Source organism: Clostridium bowmanii (genome assembly GCF_018861315.1).
GTDB lineage: Bacteria > Bacillota > Clostridia > Clostridiales > Clostridiaceae > Clostridium_AD > Clostridium_AD bowmanii.
On the sequence record NZ_JAHLDL010000006.1, the window covers coordinates 12,664 to 34,952 of the forward strand.

A 22,289-nucleotide genomic window follows, 5' to 3' on the forward strand; every position below is an offset into this window, starting at 1 on the left:
ATTAATTGTTATCCCCTTTAACCTTCTCTGGGGCGACTAATAATTATTAACCCCTACCGCAGCAGTTTTTATATTTTTTCCCTGAACCACAAGGGCAATCATCATTTCTTCCTGGTTTAACTTCTTTTGTAGTTGGCTCTTGTTTAACGGAATCATCATGATTAGTTGATGTAATTTTTGCAACCATTTCTCTTTCAGGAGCTTTTTCTATTTGCACGTGGAATAAGTATTTAACAGTTTCTGTCTTTATATTATCAATCATTTCAGCAAACATATCGCTACCTTCCATTTGGTAAGCTTGTGAAGGATCCTGTTGCTTATATGCTCTAAGTCCTATACCTTGCTTTAAATGCTCCATATCATCAATATGGTCCATCCATTTGCTATCTACAACTCTTAAAAGAATAACCCTTTCAACTTCTCTCATTTGTTCCTCACCAAAGTGTTCTTCTTTCTGTGCATACATTTTTTCGGCTATATCTAAAAGAGTAGTTTTAATTTCCTCATTAGATGTTTTAGAAAGTTCTTCTATTGAAACCATACCCTTTGGAAGGTATATTGGTTCAAGATAATTTATAAGTTTTACTAATTCCTCATCAAAAGTTTCCTCTGCACCACTAATGTGAGACGCAACTGCAGAAAAAATAACATCTTTCATCATCTCTTCAACTTGACCTTTTATATTTTCTCCCTGAAGAACTTCTGTTCTTTGTCTATAAATTATTTCCCTTTGTTGGTTCATTACATCATCATATTGAACAACATTTTTTCTTATATCAAAGTTATTTCCTTCAACTTTCTTTTGAGCACTTTCTATAGCTCCACTTACCATTTTACTTTCAATAGCATCCTCATCAGTTAATCCTAATTTTTCTACCACTCCTTGAAGCCTTTCAGAACCAAATATTCTCATTAAGTCATCTTCCAGTGATATGTAAAATCTTGAGCTTCCTATGTCACCTTGACGACCAGAACGTCCTCTCAGCTGATTATCAATACGCCTAGATTCATGTCTTTCAGTTCCAATTATCTTAAGTCCTCCAGATTCAACAACGCCTTCTTCAAGCTTAATATCTGTACCACGACCCGCCATATTAGTTGCAATGGTAACCATACCAAGTGCGCCAGCATGAGCTATTATTTCTGCTTCTTTTTCATGATATTTAGCATTAAGTACTTGATGGGGAATTCCTTTTCTTTTAAGCATCTCAGATAATAATTCTGATTTTTCTATACTAACAGTACCTACAAGAACCGGTTGCTTAACCTTATAAGTCTCAACTATTTCATCCACTATAGCTTTATATTTTCCCTTAACAGTTTTATATACTAAATCTGCATTATCAAGCCTTGTAAGTGGTCTATTTGTAGGGATTACTAATACATCTAGTCCGTATATTTCTCTAAATTCATTTTCTTCTGTAAGTGCGGTACCAGTCATACCTGATAATTTATTATACATTCTAAAATAGTTTTGGAAGGTAATTGTAGCAAGAGTTTTTGATTCTTTTTCAATTTTCACGCCCTCTTTTGCTTCAATAGCTTGATGAAGCCCATCACTATATCTTCTTCCTTCCATAAGTCTTCCAGTAAACTCATCTACAATTATAACCTCTCCATCTTTATCCATATAGTCTTTATCTTTTCTCATAATATAGTTTGCTTTTAGTGCTTGAACTACATGGTGCTGTACAGTCATATTTGCTGCATCAGCATAATTTTCTAAATGAAAATATTTTTCTGCCTTATCAATACCAGCATCAGACATTATAACAGCACTCGCTTTTTCATCTATAGTATAATCTTCTTCTTTCACTAGTCCCTTAACAAAATAATCTGCTACTTTATAAAAATCTGTAGATTTTTCTCCTTCTCCAGATATTATAAGTGGAGTTCTCGCTTCATCTATTAATATGGAATCAACCTCATCCACGATTACAAAGTTTAATTTTCTTTGAACTCTCTCCTCTTTATAAACGCACATGTTATCTCTTAAATAATCAAATCCAAATTCATTATTTGTTCCGTAGGTTATATCTGAATCATAAGCCGCATGTCTTTGAGTTTGATCTATATCATGAATAATTACACCCACAGAAAGGCCTAAAAATTCGTGTATTTTCCCCATCTCTATGCTATCTCTTTTTGCAAGATAGTCATTAACTGTAACTACGTGAACACCTTCTCCTGATAGTGCATTCAAATATGATGGAAGAGTAGCCACTAAGGTCTTTCCTTCACCAGTTTTCATTTCCGTTATTCTTCCTTGGTGTAGTATTATACCACCTATTAGTTGTACTCTAAAATGCTTCATGTTAAGAACTCTCCATGAAGCTTCTCTAACTACTGCAAAGGCTTCAGGTAATATATCATCCAAAGTCTCTCCCTTATTTAGCCTAGCCTTAAATTCCTCTGTTTTAGCCTTAAGTTCCTCATCACTTAAACTAGTCATTTTAGGGTCTAATTCTTCTATCTTATCCACAGTTGAAATTATTCTTTTTATTTCTCTATCACTATAACTACCAAACATTTTATCAAAAAATTTCATATTTTTCATCCTCACTATTCGTTTTAATAATTCTTAATATACAATTTAATAATTCCTAAATATACAATATAAAGTATACCACTTAATTTGTCGCTATTCAACTTATATGATTTGTTAATTATCAAGTTAATTATGAATAATCATCTATTGTCATATTGTCTAGAATACAAATTTTATCCTCAAAGATAAAAAAGGACTAAAGTAAAGATAATCTTACTTTAGTCCTTTTGATAAATCTTATTAAAATTCTGGCTCTATCAATCCATAATTCCCATCTTTTCTTTTATATACTACATGTACTTCTGATGTTTCATCACTCATATATACGAAAAAACTATGTCCAACTAATTCCATTTGAAGCACTGCTTCCTCTGCTGACATAGGCTTAAATGCAAATTTCTTTGTCTTTACTATTTTAGGCTCCATATCTTCTTCATTATTATTAGTATATAGTGGTATGCCTTTAAATTTAAGAGAAGTTCCACGATTTCTTTTTTCTAATTTTGTTTTGTGTTTTCTAATTTGTCCTTCTAATTTATCAACAACAAGGTCTAACGAAGTATACATATCATCATTTTGTTCTTCTGCTCTTAAAACAACTTCATTAAAAGGGATTGTAATTTCTATAGTGTGTCTATTCTTGTGAACCACTAAAGTTATCTGAGCTTCCACATCCGGATTAAAATATTTATCAAATCTTGATATTTTCTTTTCCAAAATATTTTTCAAGGCCTCTGTTATCTCTATGTTTTTACCTATTATTTTAACTTTCATTACGTCCAGCCCCTTTCTAATATCTATATACCGCTTCTTATAAAGCATGTATTATAGTTGTATTTCTATATTATTACTTTTAGCACTAAATAGCAACCACTAAAATCAGAATTTACACAATATTAACTCATTTTAAAGTTATTTATCTTAATATTGCTTGTTATTCCACCGTTTACTTACATTCGTTGTACATTGTTTATAGCAATCTCTTATGATATAGTGTATAGTACACGGGTTTAAAAATCAAACTTAGGTCTGTATATACAGACCTAAGTTTATAAACTAAAAAATAAAAACTCCTAATATAATATTAGAAGTTTTTATATATTAAGTTAGTTGACCTGGTCTTTGACCCCACACTCGCCTGCTGGAGCTTTTGCTACCCGGAATTACCCTCTCACTACTTACACTCTCGCCCGTTAAGACGGCAGGACTAACCTCTAAGCCGCACCATGCTCGCTAAACTTTGTTTAACTTACGTGGATCGTTTCGCCTGCGACTGGCATCGACTTTCAACCACAAACCTAACTTACTACAATAAATATTATACCTTACTTTTGGCTATAGTCAATATGCAAACATTGTTATTTCCACTTTCTTTCAAAGTATGAGCGCAATGAAATGCCGTGGCCCCAGTGGTTATAACATCATCAAGCAGTAAGATATTTTTATTTTTTATAAACTTACAATCCTCAATGCTAAAACATTTCTCCATATTGTTCCATCTTTCTTCGCCGCTTAAACCTATTTGATCTTTAGTATCCATAGTTTTAATCAAATTGTAGATCAAGGTAATATTTAATGCCCTTGATATATAGTTAGCCAAGTACTCACTTTGATTATATCCTCTCTTTTTCAGTGCCTTTTTAGTCATAGGTACATAAGCTATTAAATCAAACCGTAATTCCTTGCTTTTTACAAGCTCTAACATATACTTAGCTAAAATTTCTCCACATATAAAATCATTCCTATATTTAAGCCTGATAATTAACTCTTTTACTATATTTGAATAATAAAATACAGACCAAACCAGATATTTTTCTTCATTATGGCTTATATAAAAGCTTTCAGTGCATGGCCTCAATTTTTTCCTGCACTCAGTACACAATGCTTCACTCTCCTGGCTATATTCATTGCAAATAACACAACACTCATCACCTGAATATATTAGTGAAGCCAGACAATAAAGTATGTTTTTTATATATTTAATAATCCTTTTTCCCACGCTTTCTTATTAAATTTTCTAGCTATACTTCTAGCTTTATCCATTTGTACCGTTTCCACATTACCTAAAAATATAGCTTCGCCCCTCTGCATAGTTTCATATCTTCCAACCTTACTTGATAAATATAATAATTGCTTATAAGTAAATTTAGTATTATCAGCAAAGTAAACTATAACATCAACCGCATTGAACTTTAAATAACTCTCTTCAAAATCATTAGTTACTATTATACCCTCATCTTTATGCATAAACTCTAGTGGAATATTATCATCACTTTTATTGCTAATATATAAAAATAAGTCTTCACTTAACTTTTCTTTAAAATTACTTAGATACTGAAATACTACTTTAGCTTTTTCTTCATCTGGTGTAAAAATTATTACCTTTCTATTAGATATAATTGACCAATTTAAATATTCATAAACTACCAAAGGTATATCAATATTAAGATTTATTCTTGTAGTTATGATTCTAGGCTCTATAATAGGAATTCTATTGTTTTTTAATGGAAATATAATGGGAGAGCCTTCACTTAAAACATTCTCCACTGAATAAGCTAGTGCTATTCCATCAGATTTGCATGCCCTTAACAATATTTTTTTTATCTGCTGTTTATTATATTTGGGAAAACTTCTAATATCATTATAAATTACCAAATCAAATTTTTCCCCAAGTTTTAATGCCTTTTCATAATTACATATATGAAAATATTCATTTACACTACTAAAATTCTTTTCAGGCGAATGTACATATTCGCCCATATTACTAAATTTATTTATAAATGAAACAATATCTATACTGTGCTGGTCTTCATTAGTTATATACAATATATTTTTCTTTTCATTAGCATGTGCAATTATAGTTTCTAACAATAGGTCAGAGGAATTATAAAACACAGATACAACATCAATTCTTTTTTTGCCACTTAAAGAACATCTTAAAATTTCTTTGCTTATTTCATCTTTTTCCTCACTAAGATTTAATTTTTCGGTGAAAAACATATAATTTCTCCTCTTCAATTAAAGATTTGTTTAATTTAATTCAGCTAATTTTCATCATGGCTCAAATTCGCATCTACTATTTGTCTTATTCTCCAGCCCAGCGCAGAATATCTTTCAAAACTTCTATTATTGTCTTTCATAAAATTTATAGCTTTTGTCTTCCCAACTAAAACAACCATATTCTTTGCTCTAGTTATTCCTGTATAAAGTAAATTCCTATTCATTAAAAGCGGCGGTCCCATAAACATAGGCATAATTACAACTTCAAACTCACTGCCTTGGCTTTTATGTATTGTAATTGCATAAGCTAAAGTTAATTCATCTAAGAATATGCCTTCATATTCTACACGTTTATCATCATCAAAAATCACAATAACATTTTCATTATCTTCATCAATATCTTCAACATACCCAACGTCCCCATTGAAAATTCCAACACCATCCTCGTCATGTTTTTCGCCCATTTTATTCCACTTCATAGCATAATTGTTTTTAATTTGCATAACCTTGTCCCCAACTCTAAATATAGTATTCCTATATTCTTTTTCTTTTTTATGAATAGACTTGGGATTCAATATTTCTTGAAGCTTTTCATTTAAATTTTCTATACCCAATATTCCTTTTCTCATAGGTGAGAGAATTTGAATGTTTTTCATTTTATCCCACTCTTTATTAAATTTTGGAAGTCTTGTATTGATTAAAGTAATTATACTGTCTAAAATTTTGTCTGGCTCATTTCTTTCAATAAAATAAAAATCCTTATCTTTTTTATTCAAAATAGGCATTTCACCATTGTTAATTTTATGAGCATTCACAATGATCATGCTTTCCCTTGCTTGCCTAAAGATTTCCTTAAGCTTAACTACTTTAACGCAATTACTCTCAATAACGTCTCTTAATACATTTCCAGGCCCAACAGAGGGTAATTGATCAACATCTCCAACAATTATAAGCCTAGTCCCTATGCTTATAGCTTTTAATAAACTGTTCATAAGCATTATATCTATCATAGATGCTTCATCAATAATAATTACATCACAATCTAAAGGAGCTTCCTCACTTTTAAAAAACTGAGACCCATCATCTCCACCCATTCCGAGTTCTAATAACCTATGTATAGTTTTAGCTTCCCTACCAGTAGCTTCTGTCATTCTTTTAGCGGCGCGTCCAGTAGGTGCAGCCATATTAACTTTCATTCCAGCTTTTTCAAATAGGTCTATAATACAATTGATTATAGTAGTTTTACCAGTACCAGGCCCTCCGGTTATTACCTCCATACCATTTTCTACCGCACCACAAATAGCAGCCTTTTGGGACACAGCAAATTGTATGTTTTTTTCATTTTCAAATTTTTCAATTTCTTCATCTATGTCTATTTCTAATGAATCATAACTAGCTACAGCTAGAGTTATAATTTTTTTAGTAATACTTAATTCACAATAGTAGAAAGGCATAGTAAAAACACATTTTTGTTCATCAATATTTTCGATTTTCAATTTTCCCTGTACTACACTATCAAAGATATTGTTTTCAATTTCAACCTCAGAAACTTCAAGAATATTTTTAGCTTCCCTCTGCAATCTTTCTAAGGGCATATAAGTATTTCCCATAGCGCAAAATTCATTAACCACATAATTAATTCCACTTTGTATTCTAAAAGGTGACTCTTTGTCAATACCTAAACTTCGTGCTATCTTATCAGCAATTTTAAATCCTACTCCTGAAATGGTTTCAGTTAATACATAGGGATTGTCTTGTACTACCTTTATAGAGTCTGCTCCATACTTTTTATATATTTTCACACATTGGTTAGGAGTTACTCCGTAGGTTTGAAGAAATATCATTATATTCTTAACTTCTCTTTGTTTAGAGTAAGATTCTAAAATTAGCTTAATTTTTTTTTCACCTACACCATCTATTTCCTTTAATCTTTCTATTTCATTGTCTAGTACATTCATAGTATTTTCACCAAAGTGATGAACAATTTTTTTAGCAGTTACTGGCCCTATTCCTTGAATAACTCCCGAAGCTAAGTATTTTTCTATACCTGCAATAGAACTTGGCATTACTTCCTCACAGTGTGTTATTTTAAATTGCTTTCCAAATTGAGGATGGTTAACCCATTCCCCCGTTAATTTTAAATTCTGTCCTTCACTTATGTAGGGTACAATTCCTACAATAGTTGTCTTTTCTTTTTTATCATTCAAATGCGCAATTATATACCCATTTTCTTCATTTTGAAATACGATATCGTCGATGATTCCTTGTATTTCTGGCATAAAATCTCTCCTATTAATAAATTTATATAGTAGCAATACTACTAATATTAATATTAAATAATATTAGTAGTATTACTGCTATTATATCATATGTATATTACGTTTTTATCTTTAGTATTTTTAGTATACCTCTATATTAAGTTTTATCAAAATAGCAATTAATAATCCACCTAATGAATAAAAATTCTATATTATACAATAATATCAATTATTTAAATAGTATTAAAGTTAAATATGTAATTTGCAACGCAAAAGGGATAACAATTAATAATTGTTATCCCTTTTATTTATAAATATTTTTTTATTTCTTCAACCTTGTTTAATCTTTCCCAGCTCAGATCTAAATCAGGTCTTCCGAAATGTCCATAAGCTGCTGTCTGCTTATAAACAGGTTTTCGGAGTTCTAATTCTCTTATAATAACAGCCGGTCTTAAATCAAATACTTTTTCAATTATTTCAACAATCTTATCATCTGATATTTTTCCTGTTCCAAAAGTTTCAGCCTCTATAGATACTGGTTTTGCTACACCTATAGCATAAGCTAGCTGAATTTCTAATTTATCTGCCACACCTGCTGCTACTAGATTTTTAGCAACCCATCTTGCAGCATATGCAGCAGATCTATCAACCTTTGTTGCATCTTTACCAGAGAAGGCACCACCGCCATGTCTTGCGTATCCTCCATAAGTATCTACTATTATTTTTCTTCCTGTTAGTCCAGAGTCGCCCTGAGGTCCTCCAATTACAAATCTACCTGTAGGATTTATATAATATTTAGTGTTTCCATCTAATAATTCACTTGGAACTATTGGTTTTATTACATGTTCTATTAAGTCACTTTCTATTTGATCATGCATTACTTCTTCTCCATGTTGAGTTGAAATAACAATAGTATCTATTCTTACCGGTTTATTGTCTTCATACTCTACAGTAACTTGAGTCTTTCCGTCTGGTCTTAGATAATTAAGTGTACCATCTTTTCTTACTTCACTTAATCTTCTTGCCAGTCTATGAGCCATAGAAATTGGAAGTGGCATGTACTCTGGTGTCTCATTAGTAGCAAATCCAAACATCATGCCTTGGTCTCCAGCACCTATCGAATCCGTCTTATCCTGCTTGCCGGCCTTAGATTCTAGTGCTTCATTAACTCCCATAGCTATGTCCGCTGATTGTTCACCAATAGATGTAATTACTGCACATGTGCTGGCATCAAATCCATATTTTGCTCTAGTGTATCCTATACCTTCAATGGTACTTCTAACAACTTTCGGAACATCTACATAACAATTAGTTGTTATCTCGCCCATAACTAAAACCATTCCTGTAGTAACTGCTGTTTCACAAGCAACTCTAGCATAAGGATCTTGTTCTAAAATAGCATCAAGTATAGCATCTGAAATTTGGTCACAAATTTTATCTGGATGTCCCTCTGTAACTGATTCTGATGTAAATAGTCTTTTCATTATAATTCTCCTTTCTAATGCTGAAAAATTTTATTTTTAAAAAATAAAACCCCTTCTAAATATAAGAAGAGGTGTTTTAAACATCTTTCTTATCTCGCAGAGTATATCTGCAGGAATTGGCACCATGGTGTATTACACCGGTTGCCGGGTTTCATAGGGCCTTTTTCCCTCCACCTCTCTTGATAAGAGTTATAAATATTAAGTTTTAACAATAATACCATATAATATTTTCAGTGTCAATATGTCCTATTGACTTATAAATCAAACAATAAAAAAGACATCTACAGATGTCTTTTGGTGGAGGAGGACGGATTCGAACCATCGAAACATTACGTAACAGATTTACAGTCTGCCCCCTTTGGCCACTCGGGAACTCCTCCATGTTTGGAGCTGGCAATAGGAATTGAACCTACAACCTGCTGATTACAAGTCAGCTGCTCTACCGTTGAGCCATGCCAGCATTTTTTTGTTCTATTTTAAAAAGATTGTTATGGTGGGAACAACAGGGTTCGAACCTGTGACCCTCTGCTTGTAAGGCAGATGCTCTCCCAGCTGAGCTATGCTCCCATAACTATGATAATCGTTGCAATTGTGATAAATGGTGGAGGAGGACGGATTCGAACCATCGAAACATTACGTAACAGATTTACAGTCTGCCCCCTTTGGCCACTCGGGAACTCCTCCACATATGGAGCTGGCAATAGGAATTGAACCTACAACCTGCTGATTACAAGTCAGCTGCTCTACCGTTGAGCCATGCCAGCCTATTATATTTTTTATGTCATTATCCTGTCGACAAGAATTATTATATAACTTTAAATAATTAATATCAAGTTCATTTATTTTGAATTAACCACTTCTTCTCTATATTGCTATACTTTTCTCATATTTGCTCAATATTAAGCATTAATATAAATTATTATTTTAAATAAAAAAAGTAGTTGTATATTCGTGTACAATCCAAAAAAATCAACTAATATAACCTCTCTGCAGCATCCATATCTATAAACTTTCCAGCAATTTTCCTCACTTTTTCATACTCTTTTATTGATAGATCTTCTTTTAATAACTTCAGTGCTTTTATTACGCCACGTTCAGCATCCTCTGCATATAAATATTCTTCCATTTTTTTATAACTCTCTTTACCCAACTTAAAACTTACATATAATAATTTTATTTTATCAGCAGTAGTCAGATTTTCTTGTATTTTACCAGTAGACACTTTAAATACCGATTGCTCCTCCTCTTTAGTATAGTCGCTAGAATTTTCTTCACTATTTTTATGTTCATTAGCTTTTTCCATAGATATGTTTGATGATTTTATATTTATATTGTCCGTTCTCTTTTTATCTTCGCTTTTCTGTGTATCTACTAATCCTCCCTTAGATAGATCAACGTTTTCTAAATAATCATTTGTATTAGGAATTGCTTCATCATTTTTTTTCACCACCTTGCTCTGATTTTCACTAATTATAATGTCTTTAGGCAAATACCTTTTGCTATCCTGGGATAACACCTTTTCAGATAACTTATTTCCTTCATAATTATTTAAATCATTTATATAGTAACTGTAATACACCATAGTAATCACAGTTACTACAGTTGAGAATATAATAATGAATAACGAATTTATTTTCTTCATGTAAACATCACCTCAAAAAATTAGTATATATAGATTATTTTCCAATTAATTGTTTTTTTATACTTTTATATTAATAATAAACAAATTTTTTTCATATAAATTATTGATTGGAAAAAAAATAATCCCCCAGCCTAATACAAGGAGGTATATTTCTTGAGTAAAGCTAAAACCCATTATAAAGACCCTTTAGCCTACTATACAATTTCTAATTTTCTAAAAGACTATATTGACGAAAATGCTTTAATTGTTTGTATAGGAACTGACAGATGTATAGGCGATTGCCTAGGCCCACTCGTGGGTACATTCTTAAAAGATAGTTCCTTTCCATTACCTGTATATGGCACTATAGATGATCCAATTCATGCCTTAAACATTGATAGTAAATTATCCAAAATAAACGCACTACACCCAAATTGCACCATAATAGGCGTGGATGCATGTTTAGGAGACATATCAAATATTGGTGAAATTCAAGCTAGAAATTATCCCATTCATCCTGGTAAAGGAGTAGGAAAAACGCTTCCTAAGGTAGGTAATGTTTCATTGATAGGTATAGTAGATTCAAGTGATGATAGTGAACTGTTCACTAATAGAAACATAAGACTTAGTTTAGTAATGGAAATTGCTAGTGTTTTGAGCAGAGCACTTTTGCACTCATATTATTTATATTCCCTAGATAATGAAAAAAATAATCCAAATCCTGTTTAAGATACTCAAATTAACTTAATGTAAATAATTATCCCTAATTTTAATTTAGTTGTCTTTATAAATTTAGGAACTCTAAATAATATAAAAATAAGCAATACAATTAATCTAATAATTGCATTGCTTATTCATATAGCTTGTTTACACTTTCTAGTCTGCCAAGTATTGTTCTCCTCCACTAAATGAATTCCCTAGCTTATCCATATAGTCCAGTACTTTACCTGTTCCCAGTGCTACACATGAAACGGGATCCTCAGCTAGATATACTGGAACTTTAGTAATTTCTTGTATAAGCTTATCTAATCCTTTTAAAAGTGAACCTCCACCTGTCATAACTATACCTTTATCAGCTATATCTGCTGAAAGCTCCGGTGGTGTTTTCTCTAGAACTGAATGCGTGCATTCTGCTATTAAACCTACCGCCTCTTTTAAAGCTTCTCGCATTTCTTCTGATGTCACTGCTAAATTTTTAGGAAGACCTGTAATTAAATCTCTTCCTCTTATCTCCATGCTGGTCTCTTCTTCTTGTTTATAAGCACACCCTATGTTGATTTTTAAATTCTCTGCAGTTCTTTCACCAATCATTAACTTATGCTTTTTTCTAATATACTTAATAATATCGTCATCAAACTTATCTCCGGCTACTTTGATTGATTCACGAACAACCATACCACCTAAAGAAATAACTGCAACATCGGTAGTCCCTCCACCAATATCAATAACCATATTACCGCTTGCGCGAGTAATATCAAGCCCCGCTCCAATTGCAGCTGCTACTGGTTCCTCTATAAGATAAACCTTCTTAGCTCCGGCATTTTTAGCAGCATCTTCTACCGCTCTTCGTTCCACTTCAGTTGCTTCACAAGGGACACAAATTACAACTCTTGGAGCCGATAGCCTTCTTTTTCCACAAGCCTTACTTATAAAATGCTTTAACATTTTTTCTGTTATATCATAATCTGAAATAACACCGTCCCTCATAGGACGTATGGCCACAATATTTCCTGGTGTTCTTCCTATCATTTGCCTAGCTTCTTCTCCTACTGCCAATACCCTATTATTATTTCTATCTATAGCAACGACAGAGGGCTCTTTTAAGATAACACCTTTACCTTTAATATATACAAGTACCGTGGCTGTTCCTAAATCTATTCCCATATCCGTACCCATTCTAAAAAAAAACATCTCAAAACTCACTCCGCTCTTTAGTATATTCAATATTTAAATTATACTAAACTCTATTCTATAAAGCTATAAAGAAATCCTCTTTTTTTAACTTTAATAATTTTATTGTTTTTTAACTTGAGATGTTTTTATCCTTCTACTGCCTTATATTTAAGTTGTGTTGCTCTTCCTCCCCTGATATGTCGCTCAGATTTATTTAAATCCAAAATTGTTTTTGCTTGGTTAGCAATCTGGGGATTTATTGTAGGCAATCTTTCTGTCATATCCTTGTGTATAGTGCTCTTGCTAACTCCAAACACTTTGGCAGTTCTTCTTATAGTAGCTTTTGACTCAATAATATACTTAGCAACTTCCAGTACTCGATCTTCAATATAGTCTTTCAAAGTGTTACCTCCTTAACCCTTCTCTAATTATAAATATGCAATACCTTGCTTTTAAATTCCATTCCAATTAGCCATTTAACCATATATTTCGGAAAGTTGACTAATTGGAATGTTTATTAGTTATTGTTTTGTTACTACAGGTTGGTATTTATCATATTTTACATATCTAGCAGGATCAATAGCCTTATTACTTTGTAAAACTTCAAAATGCAAATGAGATCCATAGACTTCTTTAAATGAGTTTAAAGAAGTATTTCCTACTGTTGCTATCTGTTGTTTTTTAGTAACTTTATCATTTACTTTTACTAATGTTTTTTCTTCTAAATTAGAATATTTAGTAATAAATCCATTTCCATGATCTATTACAATCATCTGACCATTTTGACCAGCGACGTCAGTACCGACTTCTTTAACTGTTCCATCCATAACTGCTACAACTGACTCACCTATCTTTGCTTGAATATCAATACCCAAGTTTGTTCTATATGTTCCATCAGTTTTCCACATTACCGGGTCAATATCTTTTGAATATGCTCTTGCCAGTAATCCATTAACTACAGGTTTTACAAATGTAGGATTAACTGATTTAGATACTGGTGCTGTTACATTTCCAGTTGTAACCTTTTTAATATTTGGTACTGCTTTAAGCACCCCAGTCTTAGCTAGATTTTCTTTTTTTACTTGAAGAGCACCCTGGTATTGTTTTTCTTGCTCTTCTAAAATAACTTTTGCCTTTGCTTGTTCATTTTTTATTGATTCTTGGTTGCTTGCTACTTTTTTATTATTACTTGCCGTTATAGTTGCAACTGTTGCTACTATACATAAACAAATAAATAGAATTACATAGAAGCCTTCCCTTTTGAAAAAGTTTATTGTTTTGTTGTTTGATTTATTATCCATACAAACACCTCCATTTGTATTTTTGTCCATATTGTATTAAAACATACATATTTCCTAAAATTTATTTTATTTATTTTTAAATAATCAAATTTATATATATATATTTATCATTTACAACTTAAGTTTTAGACCTTTTATATTTAATTTTAATTATATAAATTTATTTTTATAAAAAATTAAGCCGGCTATCCTCTACAAACAAAGGGTAAACCGACTCAATACACACAATTTCTCATTTGGATATAACAGTTCCCTGATAGTAATGACTTAATATTTGGATATAATTTTTACCCTCTTTAGCCATGGCATCTGCACCCCATTGACTCATTCCCACACCATGACCATATCCACTGCAATCTATTTCTACATTAGTTGCATTAAATGCTATTTCAAAATTGGATGATTTAAGTCCTAACATAGTTCTAAACTTACTGCCTGTCATAGTTATACCTCCCACCTTAATATTTTTAACACTTCCTGCCTGGGTTCTGTCAATTATTGTTATTTGTTTTTTTATGATAGATGAGGTTATCTTAGCCGTATTATAATTGTTATTTATAATTTGACTTAGCTCTTTGTATCCAAAAGTTTTACTGCTCTTAAAATTTGGTGCTCTTTCCTCGCCCCCGCTATCTACACTCCTTAAATAAGGTATACTACTACTAAATACCTCCTCAGAATTTTCTGTTTTACCACTGCTAGTTGCAAAGTAATAAGGTTCCATTACTAAAGCATTGTTATAGGTTAATACTTGCCCCTCCGTACTCTTTACAGTCGTTTCAATTTTAGCCCAATTTTTTTGCGCTGAACTCTTATCCCATGATTTTATGCGTTCCTCTTTAGTCATATAAACTTGACAGTGCACTGTATCGCATAAATTAGCCCCATTAGCATTTTTACATGTAATTCCACCTAATTCAGTAACATGAGCTAATGCATAGGTTCTAGAAGCCACTGCTTGTGCTTTTAAAGCTTCCAGGCCGAATGCAGCAGGCATTTCTGCAGCTACAACTCCAGTAACATATTCTTCTAAAGTAAGTTCTTTAATTTTATTTTCTTTTGATATAAACACTTTAACCTTAGAAATTTTGGGGAGTGACTCAAATTTAATAATATTTTTAATTGAAATATCATACTCCTCTGATTTAATTGCAGAGTTTTTATTTTTATTTAAGATTTTATTATCTCCTATGCCCACTATTAAAACAGAAGTTAAAACTATAAATACAATAAATGCAGTGATTAATATAAGGATGCTCTTCAAATGCACTGTAATAAAAACTCTTTTCATCCTTTTCTCCTCTCCTTATAAAATAAACATTACTTTATACATATTAAATAATTATATAGAATATTACTTTTTTCAAAGTCTAATTTCAATCAGGAAAGAAAATATACAAAACTAAAAGAATTGAAATATACTAATAACTCATATATTCCAATTCTTAAATTTATATTATAATTGTAAATTTCATCATTTTTTTTATTACTTACAATAACTCACTCTTTCTATGTCTGCGCCTAACCTCTTTAATTTTTCTTCAATTGAAACATAACCTCTATCAATATGATAGATATCCTCTATAACAGTTGTCCCCTCAGCTGTAAGACCTGCCAATATTAATGCCGCTCCTGCTCGTAAATCTGTAGCTTTAACTTCTGAGCCTGTAAAAGTATCTATACCTTCTATTACAGCACTCCTACCATCTATTTTTATATTTGCTCCCATTCTCTTTAATTCTACTGCCTGCATAAATCTATTTTCAAAAACAGTCTCTGTAATTATACTTGTACCTTTTACAGTACATAGTAAACTCATCATCTGAGCTTGCATATCAGTGGGAAATCCTGGATATGGCATAGTTTTTATATCTATCGGGTTTAGCTTTTTCCTACCATCAACTATTATGCTATTCTTGTTGATTTCTACGGCTACTCCCATTTCTGTGAGCTTTGCTATTATTGGTTTTAAATGAACCTCATTAACACCATTAATTTTAAATAAACTCTTTGTTATTGCAGCAGTTATCATAAATGTGCCTGCTTCTATCCTGTCATATATAGGTTTATGAACAACTTCTTTAAAATCTTTAACGCCTAAAATTCTTATAGTATCTGTTCCTTCACCACTTATTTGTGCTCCCATAGCCTTTAAGAACATTGCCAAATCTACAATTTCTGGTTCTTCAGCAGCATTTCCTATTACTGTCTCACCCTCTGCAAGAGCTGCCGCCATCATTATATTTTCTGTAGCACCCACTGAAGGATAGTCTAAATATATGTTGCTACCTATTAATTTTTTTGCATTTGCTTCCACATATCCGTGGCCTACCGTTATTTCTGCCCCCAAGGCTGATAATCCTTTTAAATGAAGGTCAATTGGCCTAGTTCCAATATTACAGCCTCCAGGTAAAGATATTTTAAAGTTTCCAAACCTTCCAAGCATAGGACCCATTATTAAAAAAGATGCCCTCATTTTCCTTACTAATTCATCATTTGACTCATTATCAAATAGATTGGCAGTATTAATTTTCACCCTATTATTCAATTTATCTATAATAACATTTGCTTTAAGAGATTTAAGCACCTCACAAATTACAAATACATCTTCAAGCATAGGCATATTTTCAATGGTACAATTATTACCGTTTAGTATTGTTGCCGCAAGTATAGGCAGAACTGAATTTTTAGCTGCACTAATATTCACTTCACCTTCTAATTTTTTACCACCTTTTATGATTAACTTTTCCATATTTTTCCTCCATTAAATTGTTAATGTTTAATAAGTTATAATTATTTCAGGTGTTCCTATAATAATGTAGTTTCCAGATGAATAATTACATACAGCATAATTAAAATCAGTTAATTTGTTATTGTTTAACTTTTCATCATATCTTTTGGTATATGCCACAGTACTTAATCCATTATTTATTTTTACAGTTTCAATATTTTCAGTTCCATGAGATTTTAAAATTTTTAGTATTTTTTCATTCACAGCATTTATATCTTCTACCCCTGAATTTGTAGCACTGTATGGAATTTTCGCCTTTAAGTATTGAAAATATTTAATATTTCCATCTCTATAACCAATACAATTACTAACCTTATTTTTAAGCGATTGTAAACCATTTTCACTTCCTATCTTGCTTATGTTTATAGTTACAACCTCCTCATTATTGTATTTTAATGATTCTATATATCCCTTAATATTTTCACCTAAAAAATCTATACAATAGGAATTATCATTTTCAACAATATTTAATTTTATTTCACTGTTATTAAGTTCTAACTCATCTATTAAATTGTTACAAACTTCTTTTGGATTCTCATGGTTTTTAAATGTTGCCTTTAATCCATATTCTACAGTTTTACTTTTAGTTTGGATTAATATTTCATCAAATAAATTAACTCCATCCTTTGCATTTGATAATCTAACATTTATTTGCAAAATAATTAGGCACAATACTATACACAAAAGCGTAATGTTTTTTCTTTTCATTTTATCCCCCTACCCTTCAATTAAATTGTTGACCATAATTTATCTTTTTATTCTAAAACTATGGCTTATTAATAATTTGTTATTAATAAAATCATCCCTCAGCACAAATGTGAAGAGGGCTATTTGATTTATTATAAATAGGGGTATTTTCGTAAAACATTTAACAATATATCATTTCACTATATTATTAATATATAAAATTTTATTAGAAACGTGCACAAAAGAATTTAGACGCAAAAAAATGGAGATAAATTAATATCTCCATTTTAGAATATCTAGCCTTTTGTCTTCATTCTCATAATTGATCTTAGAATAGCATTCTCTGTTCTTTTAAACCCAATTCTATCTCCATGAAGCAATCTCTCTTCTGCTCTTTCTTTAGCAAGTCTTGCTCTTTCCATATCTATATCCTCTGGCCATTCACAAGCACTGCATAACATTTCTACCTCACCCTTTTGTACTCTTAAAACCCCAGTAGAGGTAAAGGCTTTTAGCTCTTTCCCACTTAAATCTATAAACGTTGTAACTGTGGGTTTAAGTGGAGCTACCATAGGAACGTGATTCGCAAGAATACCAAATCTACCATCATCACTCTCTGTATTTAAACTTAGGATTTCACCACTATAAAACTCCTTTTCAGGAGTAAGTATAGTAAGTTTCATATGATTTTCCATATAAATACCTTGACCTTTCATATTACATATTCTTAAAGATACCTTATTCTGTAGCCATGGTTTTTGCTTTTTCTACTGCTTCTTCTATAGACCCAACAAACATAAAGGCTGCTTCAGGTAATTTATCATGCTTGCCTTCAAGTATTTCTTTAAATCCTCTTACCGTTTCTTTTACTGGAACAAATTTACCTTTCATTCCAGTAAATTGCTCAGCTACTGTAAATGGTTGAGATAAAAATCTTTGAACCTTTCTGGCTCTTAATACTACTGTCTTATCTTCTTCAGATAATTCATCTATTCCTAGTATTGCAATAATATCTTGAAGTTCTTTATACCTCTCAAGTATATGTCTAACTCTTATTGTAACATCATAATGCTCTCTACCTATTATTCTAGGATCAAGCATAGTTGAAGTAGATTCTAGTGGGTCTACTGCTGGATAAATACCAAGTTCAACTATCCCTCTAGAAAGCACCGTAGTAGCATCAAGATGACTGAATGTAGTAGCTGGAGCTGGATCTGTTAAATCATCTGCTGGCACATATACAGCCTGCACAGATGTAATAGAGCCTTGTTTTGTAGATGTAATTCTCTCTTGTAATTGTCCCATTTCCGTAGCAAGTGTTGGTTGATACCCAACCGCACTTGGTATTCTACCAAGAAGTGCAGACACCTCTGATCCCGCTTGTGTAAATCTAAATATATTATCTATGAATAACAATACATCTTGACCTTGATCTCTAAAATACTCTGACATGGTAAGTCCAGTTAGTGCAACTCTCATTCTAGCTCCAGGTGGTTCATTCATCTGCCCAAAAACCAGTGCCGTTTTAGATATGACTCCTGACTCTTTCATTTCATTATAAAGATCATTACCTTCTCTAGTTCTCTCACCAACTCCAGTAAATACTGAAAGTCCGTTATGTTCTTTTGCAATATTATTCATAAGTTCTTGAATAAGGACTGTTTTACCAACTCCCGCACCACCAAAAAGGCCGATTTTTCCGCCCTTTTGATATGGCGCTATTAAGTCGATTACCTTAATACCTGTTTCAAACACTTCCGGTTCAACGGATTGTTCTTCAAAAGTTGGGGCTAGCCTGTGTATAGGCATATATGTATCAACCTTAACTTCTCCCATTTCATCAATAGGCTTTCCAAGAACATTAAATAACCTTCCTAGTACTACATTCCCAACTGGTACTGTTATTGGATTTCCTGTGTCAACAGCCTCAAGTCCTCGCCTTAAACCTTCCGTGCTTTCCATAGCTATTGATCTTATAATATCATCACCAATATGTTGTTCAACCTCAGCAACAACAACTCTATCATCCATTTGGATCTCAATACAGTTGTAAATGTTAGGCAAACTATCAGAGTCAAATTTTATATCTATAACAGGTCCTATTATTTGCACTACTTTTCCTATGTGTCCTGGCACTTCCCTCACTCCTTTTTACCTTTGAGCTTCCTTATCTCAAATTACTTTTGAGCTTCCTTATCTCAAATTACTTTTGAGCTTCCTTATCTCAAATTACTTTTGAGCTTCCGCTCCTCCAACTATTTCCGAAATTTCTTGTGTAATTGCACTTTGTCTAATTCTATTATAACTTAAATTAAGTTTATCAAGTATATCATTAGCGTTGCTCGTAGCTGATCCCATAGACTCCATCCTAGCCCTGTGTTCACTTGCTTTCGAATGTAGCAATGAATTCAGCATCTTGCCACTTAAATATAAGTTCGTAATTTCATATATTGCTTTTTTATCTAATGCTCCAATATCTACATAATCTTTAGTATTCTCTTCATTATGAGAATTTAAAGGAAGTATCTTTTCGATTTTAACTTCATTTTTAAGGGCTGAAATAAGTTTTTTATAAACAATATAAATTTCGCCTATTTCACCACTTGTATACATATTAAGTGCATGATTAATAATAGTTGTAGCTTCCTTTAGGCTAGGTGGTTCTAATATTTCTACGTATTCAGCCACAGTTTCGATGTCAAGCTTTTTAAATATAGCTCTTCCCTTTTGGCCAACAACAATTACACTACACTCTTCTTTATTAGCTTTTAAAGTATCTATGATTTCATTTACTACTGACCAATTAAAGCCACCACAAAGACCTGTGTCTGAGGTCAATACAACATACAGCTTTTTGCTGCTATCATTTCCTCGTATATAAAAATTATCACCTTCATAATTATCTTTAACTTGCATTATAGTTTCGCAAAGCCCGTCTAAATAATTATTGCTAATATCTACTTTATCTTTTATTTTTTTATATTTGGATGTGGCAACGAGTCCCATGGCTCTGGTGATTTTTGTAGTGTTTGTTATGGATTTTATTCTTCTCTTAATTGCAACAAGCCCCATACCTGCCATGTTTCACCTCTCCTTAGCCTTCATAAACAATATATGAAGGCAAATTAATTATCACCTAAAGGTGCTGTGTTAACTATTTCCTTGTGAAATAAGGTTAATACTTTTCAATTGAAAATATTTTCTTAAACTCTTCTATAGCATCAATAAGTTGCTCCTTTAGTTTATCATCTAGCTTACCATTGTCTACTATTGTTTTGCCTACATCTCTGTGATGTGTATCCATGTACTCCAAAAATTCACTTTCGAATCTAGTTATTTGATGTACTGGAATATCCGTAAGATAGTTATTAGTTCCAGCAAAGAAAATCATAACTTGCTTTTCTACTGGCATTGGCGTATATTGATCTTGCTTTAAAATTTCGATTAATCTTTTACCTTTTTCAAGTCTCATTTTCGCATCTTTATCAAGATCCGTACCGAATTGAGCAAAAGCTGCAAGCTCCCTATATTGAGCTAGTTCTAGTCTTAAAGTTCCGGTAACTTGTTTCATGGCTTTTATTTGAGCATTTCCACCAACTCTTGATACAGATATTCCCGCATTAACAGCTGGTCTTTGTCCTGAATGAAATAATTCAGCCTCAAGAAATATTTGCCCATCTGTTATAGAAATAACATTAGTTGGTATATAAGCGGTAACATCACCTGCAAGAGTTTCTATTATAGGAAGGGCAGTTAATGATCCCCCGCCCAATTTATCTGAAAGTTTTGCTGCTCTTTCCAGTAGTCTTGAATGAATATAAAATATATCTCCTGGATAAGCTTCTCTGCCCGGTGGTCTACGGAGTAATAATGACATAGCTCTATAGGCTACTGCATGTTTAGATAAATCATCATATACTATTAATACATTCTTACCATTATGCATAAAGTATTCACCCATACTACATCCGGCATAAGGTGCCAAATATTGAAGTGGCGCTGAGTGAGATGCTGTAGATGCTACAACTATTGTATAATCCAATGCCCCCATTTCAGATAATGTATTAACAATATGGGCAACAGTAGATTGCTTTTGACCAATGGCTACATATATGCACACAACATCTTTACCCTTTTGATTTAAAATAGTATCTATAGTTAGTGCCGTTTTACCTGTTTGTCTATCTCCAATTATAAGTTCCCTTTGACCTCTTCCAATTGGTACCATAGAGTCTATCGACTTTATTCCCGTTTGAAGAGGTACTTTAACCGATTGCCTTTCAATAACTCCAGGGGCTTCTACTTCTACTGGCCTTGACTCTGTAGTCTTAACTGGGCCTTTACCGTCTATTGGTACACCTAAAGCATTTACAACTCTTCCCAGCAATGCTTCCCCTACAGGTACTTCCACTACTTTACCAGTTCTTTTTACTATATCGCCTTCTTTGATTCCCTTTTCAGGTCCCAAAAGTACGCAACCAACATTGTCTTGCTCTAAATTTAGTGCCATACCAAATATCCCGTTAGGAAATTCTAAAAGTTCATTTTCCATACATTCATCTAGCCCATACACTCTGGCAATTCCATCACCTATTTGAATTATAGTTCCTGAGTCAACAGTGTCAATTTTCTTTTCATATCTTTCTATTTCTTTCTTTATTATGGATGTTATTTCTTCTGGTTTTATATTCATAAACTCACCTCTA

The 22,289-nt window shown here is 32.2% G+C and carries 18 protein-coding genes, 5 tRNA genes and 1 riboswitch; of the genes, 1 reads left to right on the forward strand and 22 read right to left on the reverse strand.

Annotation, left to right across the window (positions count from 1 at the left end; genetic code table 11):
- Nucleotides 1-46: 46 nt before the first annotated feature.
- From secA to KPL51_RS05430, 12 genes are all read right to left on the reverse strand, one after another.
- On the reverse strand, nucleotides 47-2,548 hold the full coding sequence (gene secA, locus KPL51_RS05375; RefSeq protein ID WP_216158240.1) for a preprotein translocase subunit SecA: 2,502 nt from the start codon (nucleotides 2,546-2,548) through the stop codon (nucleotides 47-49).
- Nucleotides 2,549-2,788: 240 nt separating this feature from the next.
- Nucleotides 2,789-3,322 (reverse strand): ribosome hibernation-promoting factor, HPF/YfiA family, encoded by a 534-nt coding sequence (gene hpf, locus KPL51_RS05380; protein WP_216158242.1) that lies wholly within the window; start codon nucleotides 3,320-3,322, stop codon nucleotides 2,789-2,791.
- 544 nt (nucleotides 3,323-3,866) lie between these two features.
- Nucleotides 3,867-4,430, reverse strand: coding sequence for a ComF family protein (locus KPL51_RS05385; RefSeq protein WP_216158244.1), 564 nt, complete (start codon nucleotides 4,428-4,430; stop codon nucleotides 3,867-3,869).
- Nucleotides 4,431-4,519: 89 nt separating this feature from the next.
- The gene (locus tag KPL51_RS05390) at nucleotides 4,520-5,548 is read right to left on the reverse strand and encodes a hypothetical protein (protein ID WP_216158246.1); all 1,029 of its coding nucleotides are present in this window, start codon (nucleotides 5,546-5,548) and stop codon (nucleotides 4,520-4,522) included.
- A 44-nt stretch (nucleotides 5,549-5,592) separates the two neighbouring features.
- A complete protein-coding gene (recD2, locus tag KPL51_RS05395) occupies nucleotides 5,593-7,827 on the reverse strand; it encodes an SF1B family DNA helicase RecD2 (RefSeq protein ID WP_216158248.1) in 2,235 nt (744 codons plus the stop codon).
- 287 nt (nucleotides 7,828-8,114) lie between these two features.
- A complete protein-coding gene (gene metK / locus KPL51_RS05400; protein ID WP_216158250.1) occupies nucleotides 8,115-9,290 on the reverse strand; it encodes a methionine adenosyltransferase in 1,176 nt (391 codons plus the stop codon).
- An 86-nt stretch (nucleotides 9,291-9,376) separates the two neighbouring features.
- Nucleotides 9,377-9,479, reverse strand: a riboswitch (SAM riboswitch).
- A gap of 106 nt (nucleotides 9,480-9,585) precedes the next feature.
- A tRNA-Tyr gene (locus tag KPL51_RS05405) sits at nucleotides 9,586-9,670 on the reverse strand.
- Nucleotides 9,671-9,675: 5 nt separating this feature from the next.
- Nucleotides 9,676-9,750, reverse strand: a tRNA-Thr gene (locus KPL51_RS05410).
- A 31-nt stretch (nucleotides 9,751-9,781) separates the two neighbouring features.
- Nucleotides 9,782-9,857, reverse strand: a tRNA-Val gene (locus KPL51_RS05415).
- 32 nt (nucleotides 9,858-9,889) lie between these two features.
- Nucleotides 9,890-9,974 (reverse strand) — tRNA-Tyr (locus KPL51_RS05420).
- 5 nt (nucleotides 9,975-9,979) lie between these two features.
- Nucleotides 9,980-10,054 (reverse strand) — tRNA-Thr (locus tag KPL51_RS05425).
- A gap of 209 nt (nucleotides 10,055-10,263) precedes the next feature.
- The gene (locus tag KPL51_RS05430) at nucleotides 10,264-10,932 is read right to left on the reverse strand and encodes a hypothetical protein (protein WP_216158252.1); all 669 of its coding nucleotides are present in this window, start codon (nucleotides 10,930-10,932) and stop codon (nucleotides 10,264-10,266) included.
- 153 nt (nucleotides 10,933-11,085) lie between these two features.
- Here KPL51_RS05430 and yyaC point away from each other — a divergent pair, with 153 nt between their 5' ends.
- Entirely contained in the window at nucleotides 11,086-11,640 is a 555-nt protein-coding gene (gene yyaC / locus KPL51_RS05435) for a spore protease YyaC (RefSeq protein ID WP_216158254.1), read from the forward strand.
- Between the two features lie 147 nt (nucleotides 11,641-11,787).
- On the opposite strand, the gene KPL51_RS05440 is transcribed toward yyaC, so the two are convergent.
- The 10 genes from KPL51_RS05440 to atpA all read right to left on the reverse strand — a co-directional run bounded on the left by KPL51_RS05440 (nucleotide 11,788) and on the right by atpA (nucleotide 22,276).
- Nucleotides 11,788-12,822: a rod shape-determining protein gene (locus KPL51_RS05440; RefSeq protein ID WP_216158256.1), complete on the reverse strand. Its 1,035-nt coding sequence runs from the start codon at nucleotides 12,820-12,822 to the stop codon at nucleotides 11,788-11,790.
- A gap of 128 nt (nucleotides 12,823-12,950) precedes the next feature.
- Entirely contained in the window at nucleotides 12,951-13,205 is a 255-nt protein-coding gene (gene spoIIID, locus KPL51_RS05445; protein WP_216158258.1) for a sporulation transcriptional regulator SpoIIID, read from the reverse strand.
- Between the two features lie 120 nt (nucleotides 13,206-13,325).
- Nucleotides 13,326-14,105 carry a M23 family metallopeptidase gene (locus KPL51_RS05450; protein ID WP_216158261.1) on the reverse strand — a complete coding sequence of 260 codons (780 nt, stop codon included), beginning with the start codon at nucleotides 14,103-14,105 and terminating at the stop codon, nucleotides 13,326-13,328.
- Nucleotides 14,106-14,337: 232 nt separating this feature from the next.
- The gene (gene spoIID, locus KPL51_RS05455) at nucleotides 14,338-15,396 is read right to left on the reverse strand and encodes a stage II sporulation protein D (RefSeq protein ID WP_224853924.1); all 1,059 of its coding nucleotides are present in this window, start codon (nucleotides 15,394-15,396) and stop codon (nucleotides 14,338-14,340) included.
- A 195-nt stretch (nucleotides 15,397-15,591) separates the two neighbouring features.
- Nucleotides 15,592-16,857 carry a UDP-N-acetylglucosamine 1-carboxyvinyltransferase gene (gene murA / locus KPL51_RS05460; protein WP_216158263.1) on the reverse strand — a complete coding sequence of 422 codons (1,266 nt, stop codon included), beginning with the start codon at nucleotides 16,855-16,857 and terminating at the stop codon, nucleotides 15,592-15,594.
- A gap of 27 nt (nucleotides 16,858-16,884) precedes the next feature.
- The gene (locus KPL51_RS05465) at nucleotides 16,885-17,604 is read right to left on the reverse strand and encodes a YwmB family TATA-box binding protein (RefSeq protein ID WP_216158265.1); all 720 of its coding nucleotides are present in this window, start codon (nucleotides 17,602-17,604) and stop codon (nucleotides 16,885-16,887) included.
- Nucleotides 17,605-17,879: 275 nt separating this feature from the next.
- Complete coding sequence (locus KPL51_RS05470) at nucleotides 17,880-18,278, reverse strand: F0F1 ATP synthase subunit epsilon (RefSeq protein ID WP_216158508.1); 399 nt, start codon at nucleotides 18,276-18,278, stop codon at nucleotides 17,880-17,882.
- A 43-nt stretch (nucleotides 18,279-18,321) separates the two neighbouring features.
- Nucleotides 18,322-19,719, reverse strand: coding sequence for a F0F1 ATP synthase subunit beta (gene atpD / locus KPL51_RS05475; protein WP_216158267.1), 1,398 nt, complete (start codon nucleotides 19,717-19,719; stop codon nucleotides 18,322-18,324).
- 93 nt (nucleotides 19,720-19,812) lie between these two features.
- Nucleotides 19,813-20,664, reverse strand: coding sequence for an ATP synthase F1 subunit gamma (gene atpG, locus KPL51_RS05480; protein WP_216158269.1), 852 nt, complete (start codon nucleotides 20,662-20,664; stop codon nucleotides 19,813-19,815).
- A 94-nt stretch (nucleotides 20,665-20,758) separates the two neighbouring features.
- Nucleotides 20,759-22,276, reverse strand: a complete 1,518-nt coding sequence (gene atpA, locus KPL51_RS05485) for a F0F1 ATP synthase subunit alpha (protein ID WP_216158271.1) — start codon at nucleotides 22,274-22,276, stop codon at nucleotides 20,759-20,761.
- Nucleotides 22,277-22,289: the final 13 nt, after the last annotated feature.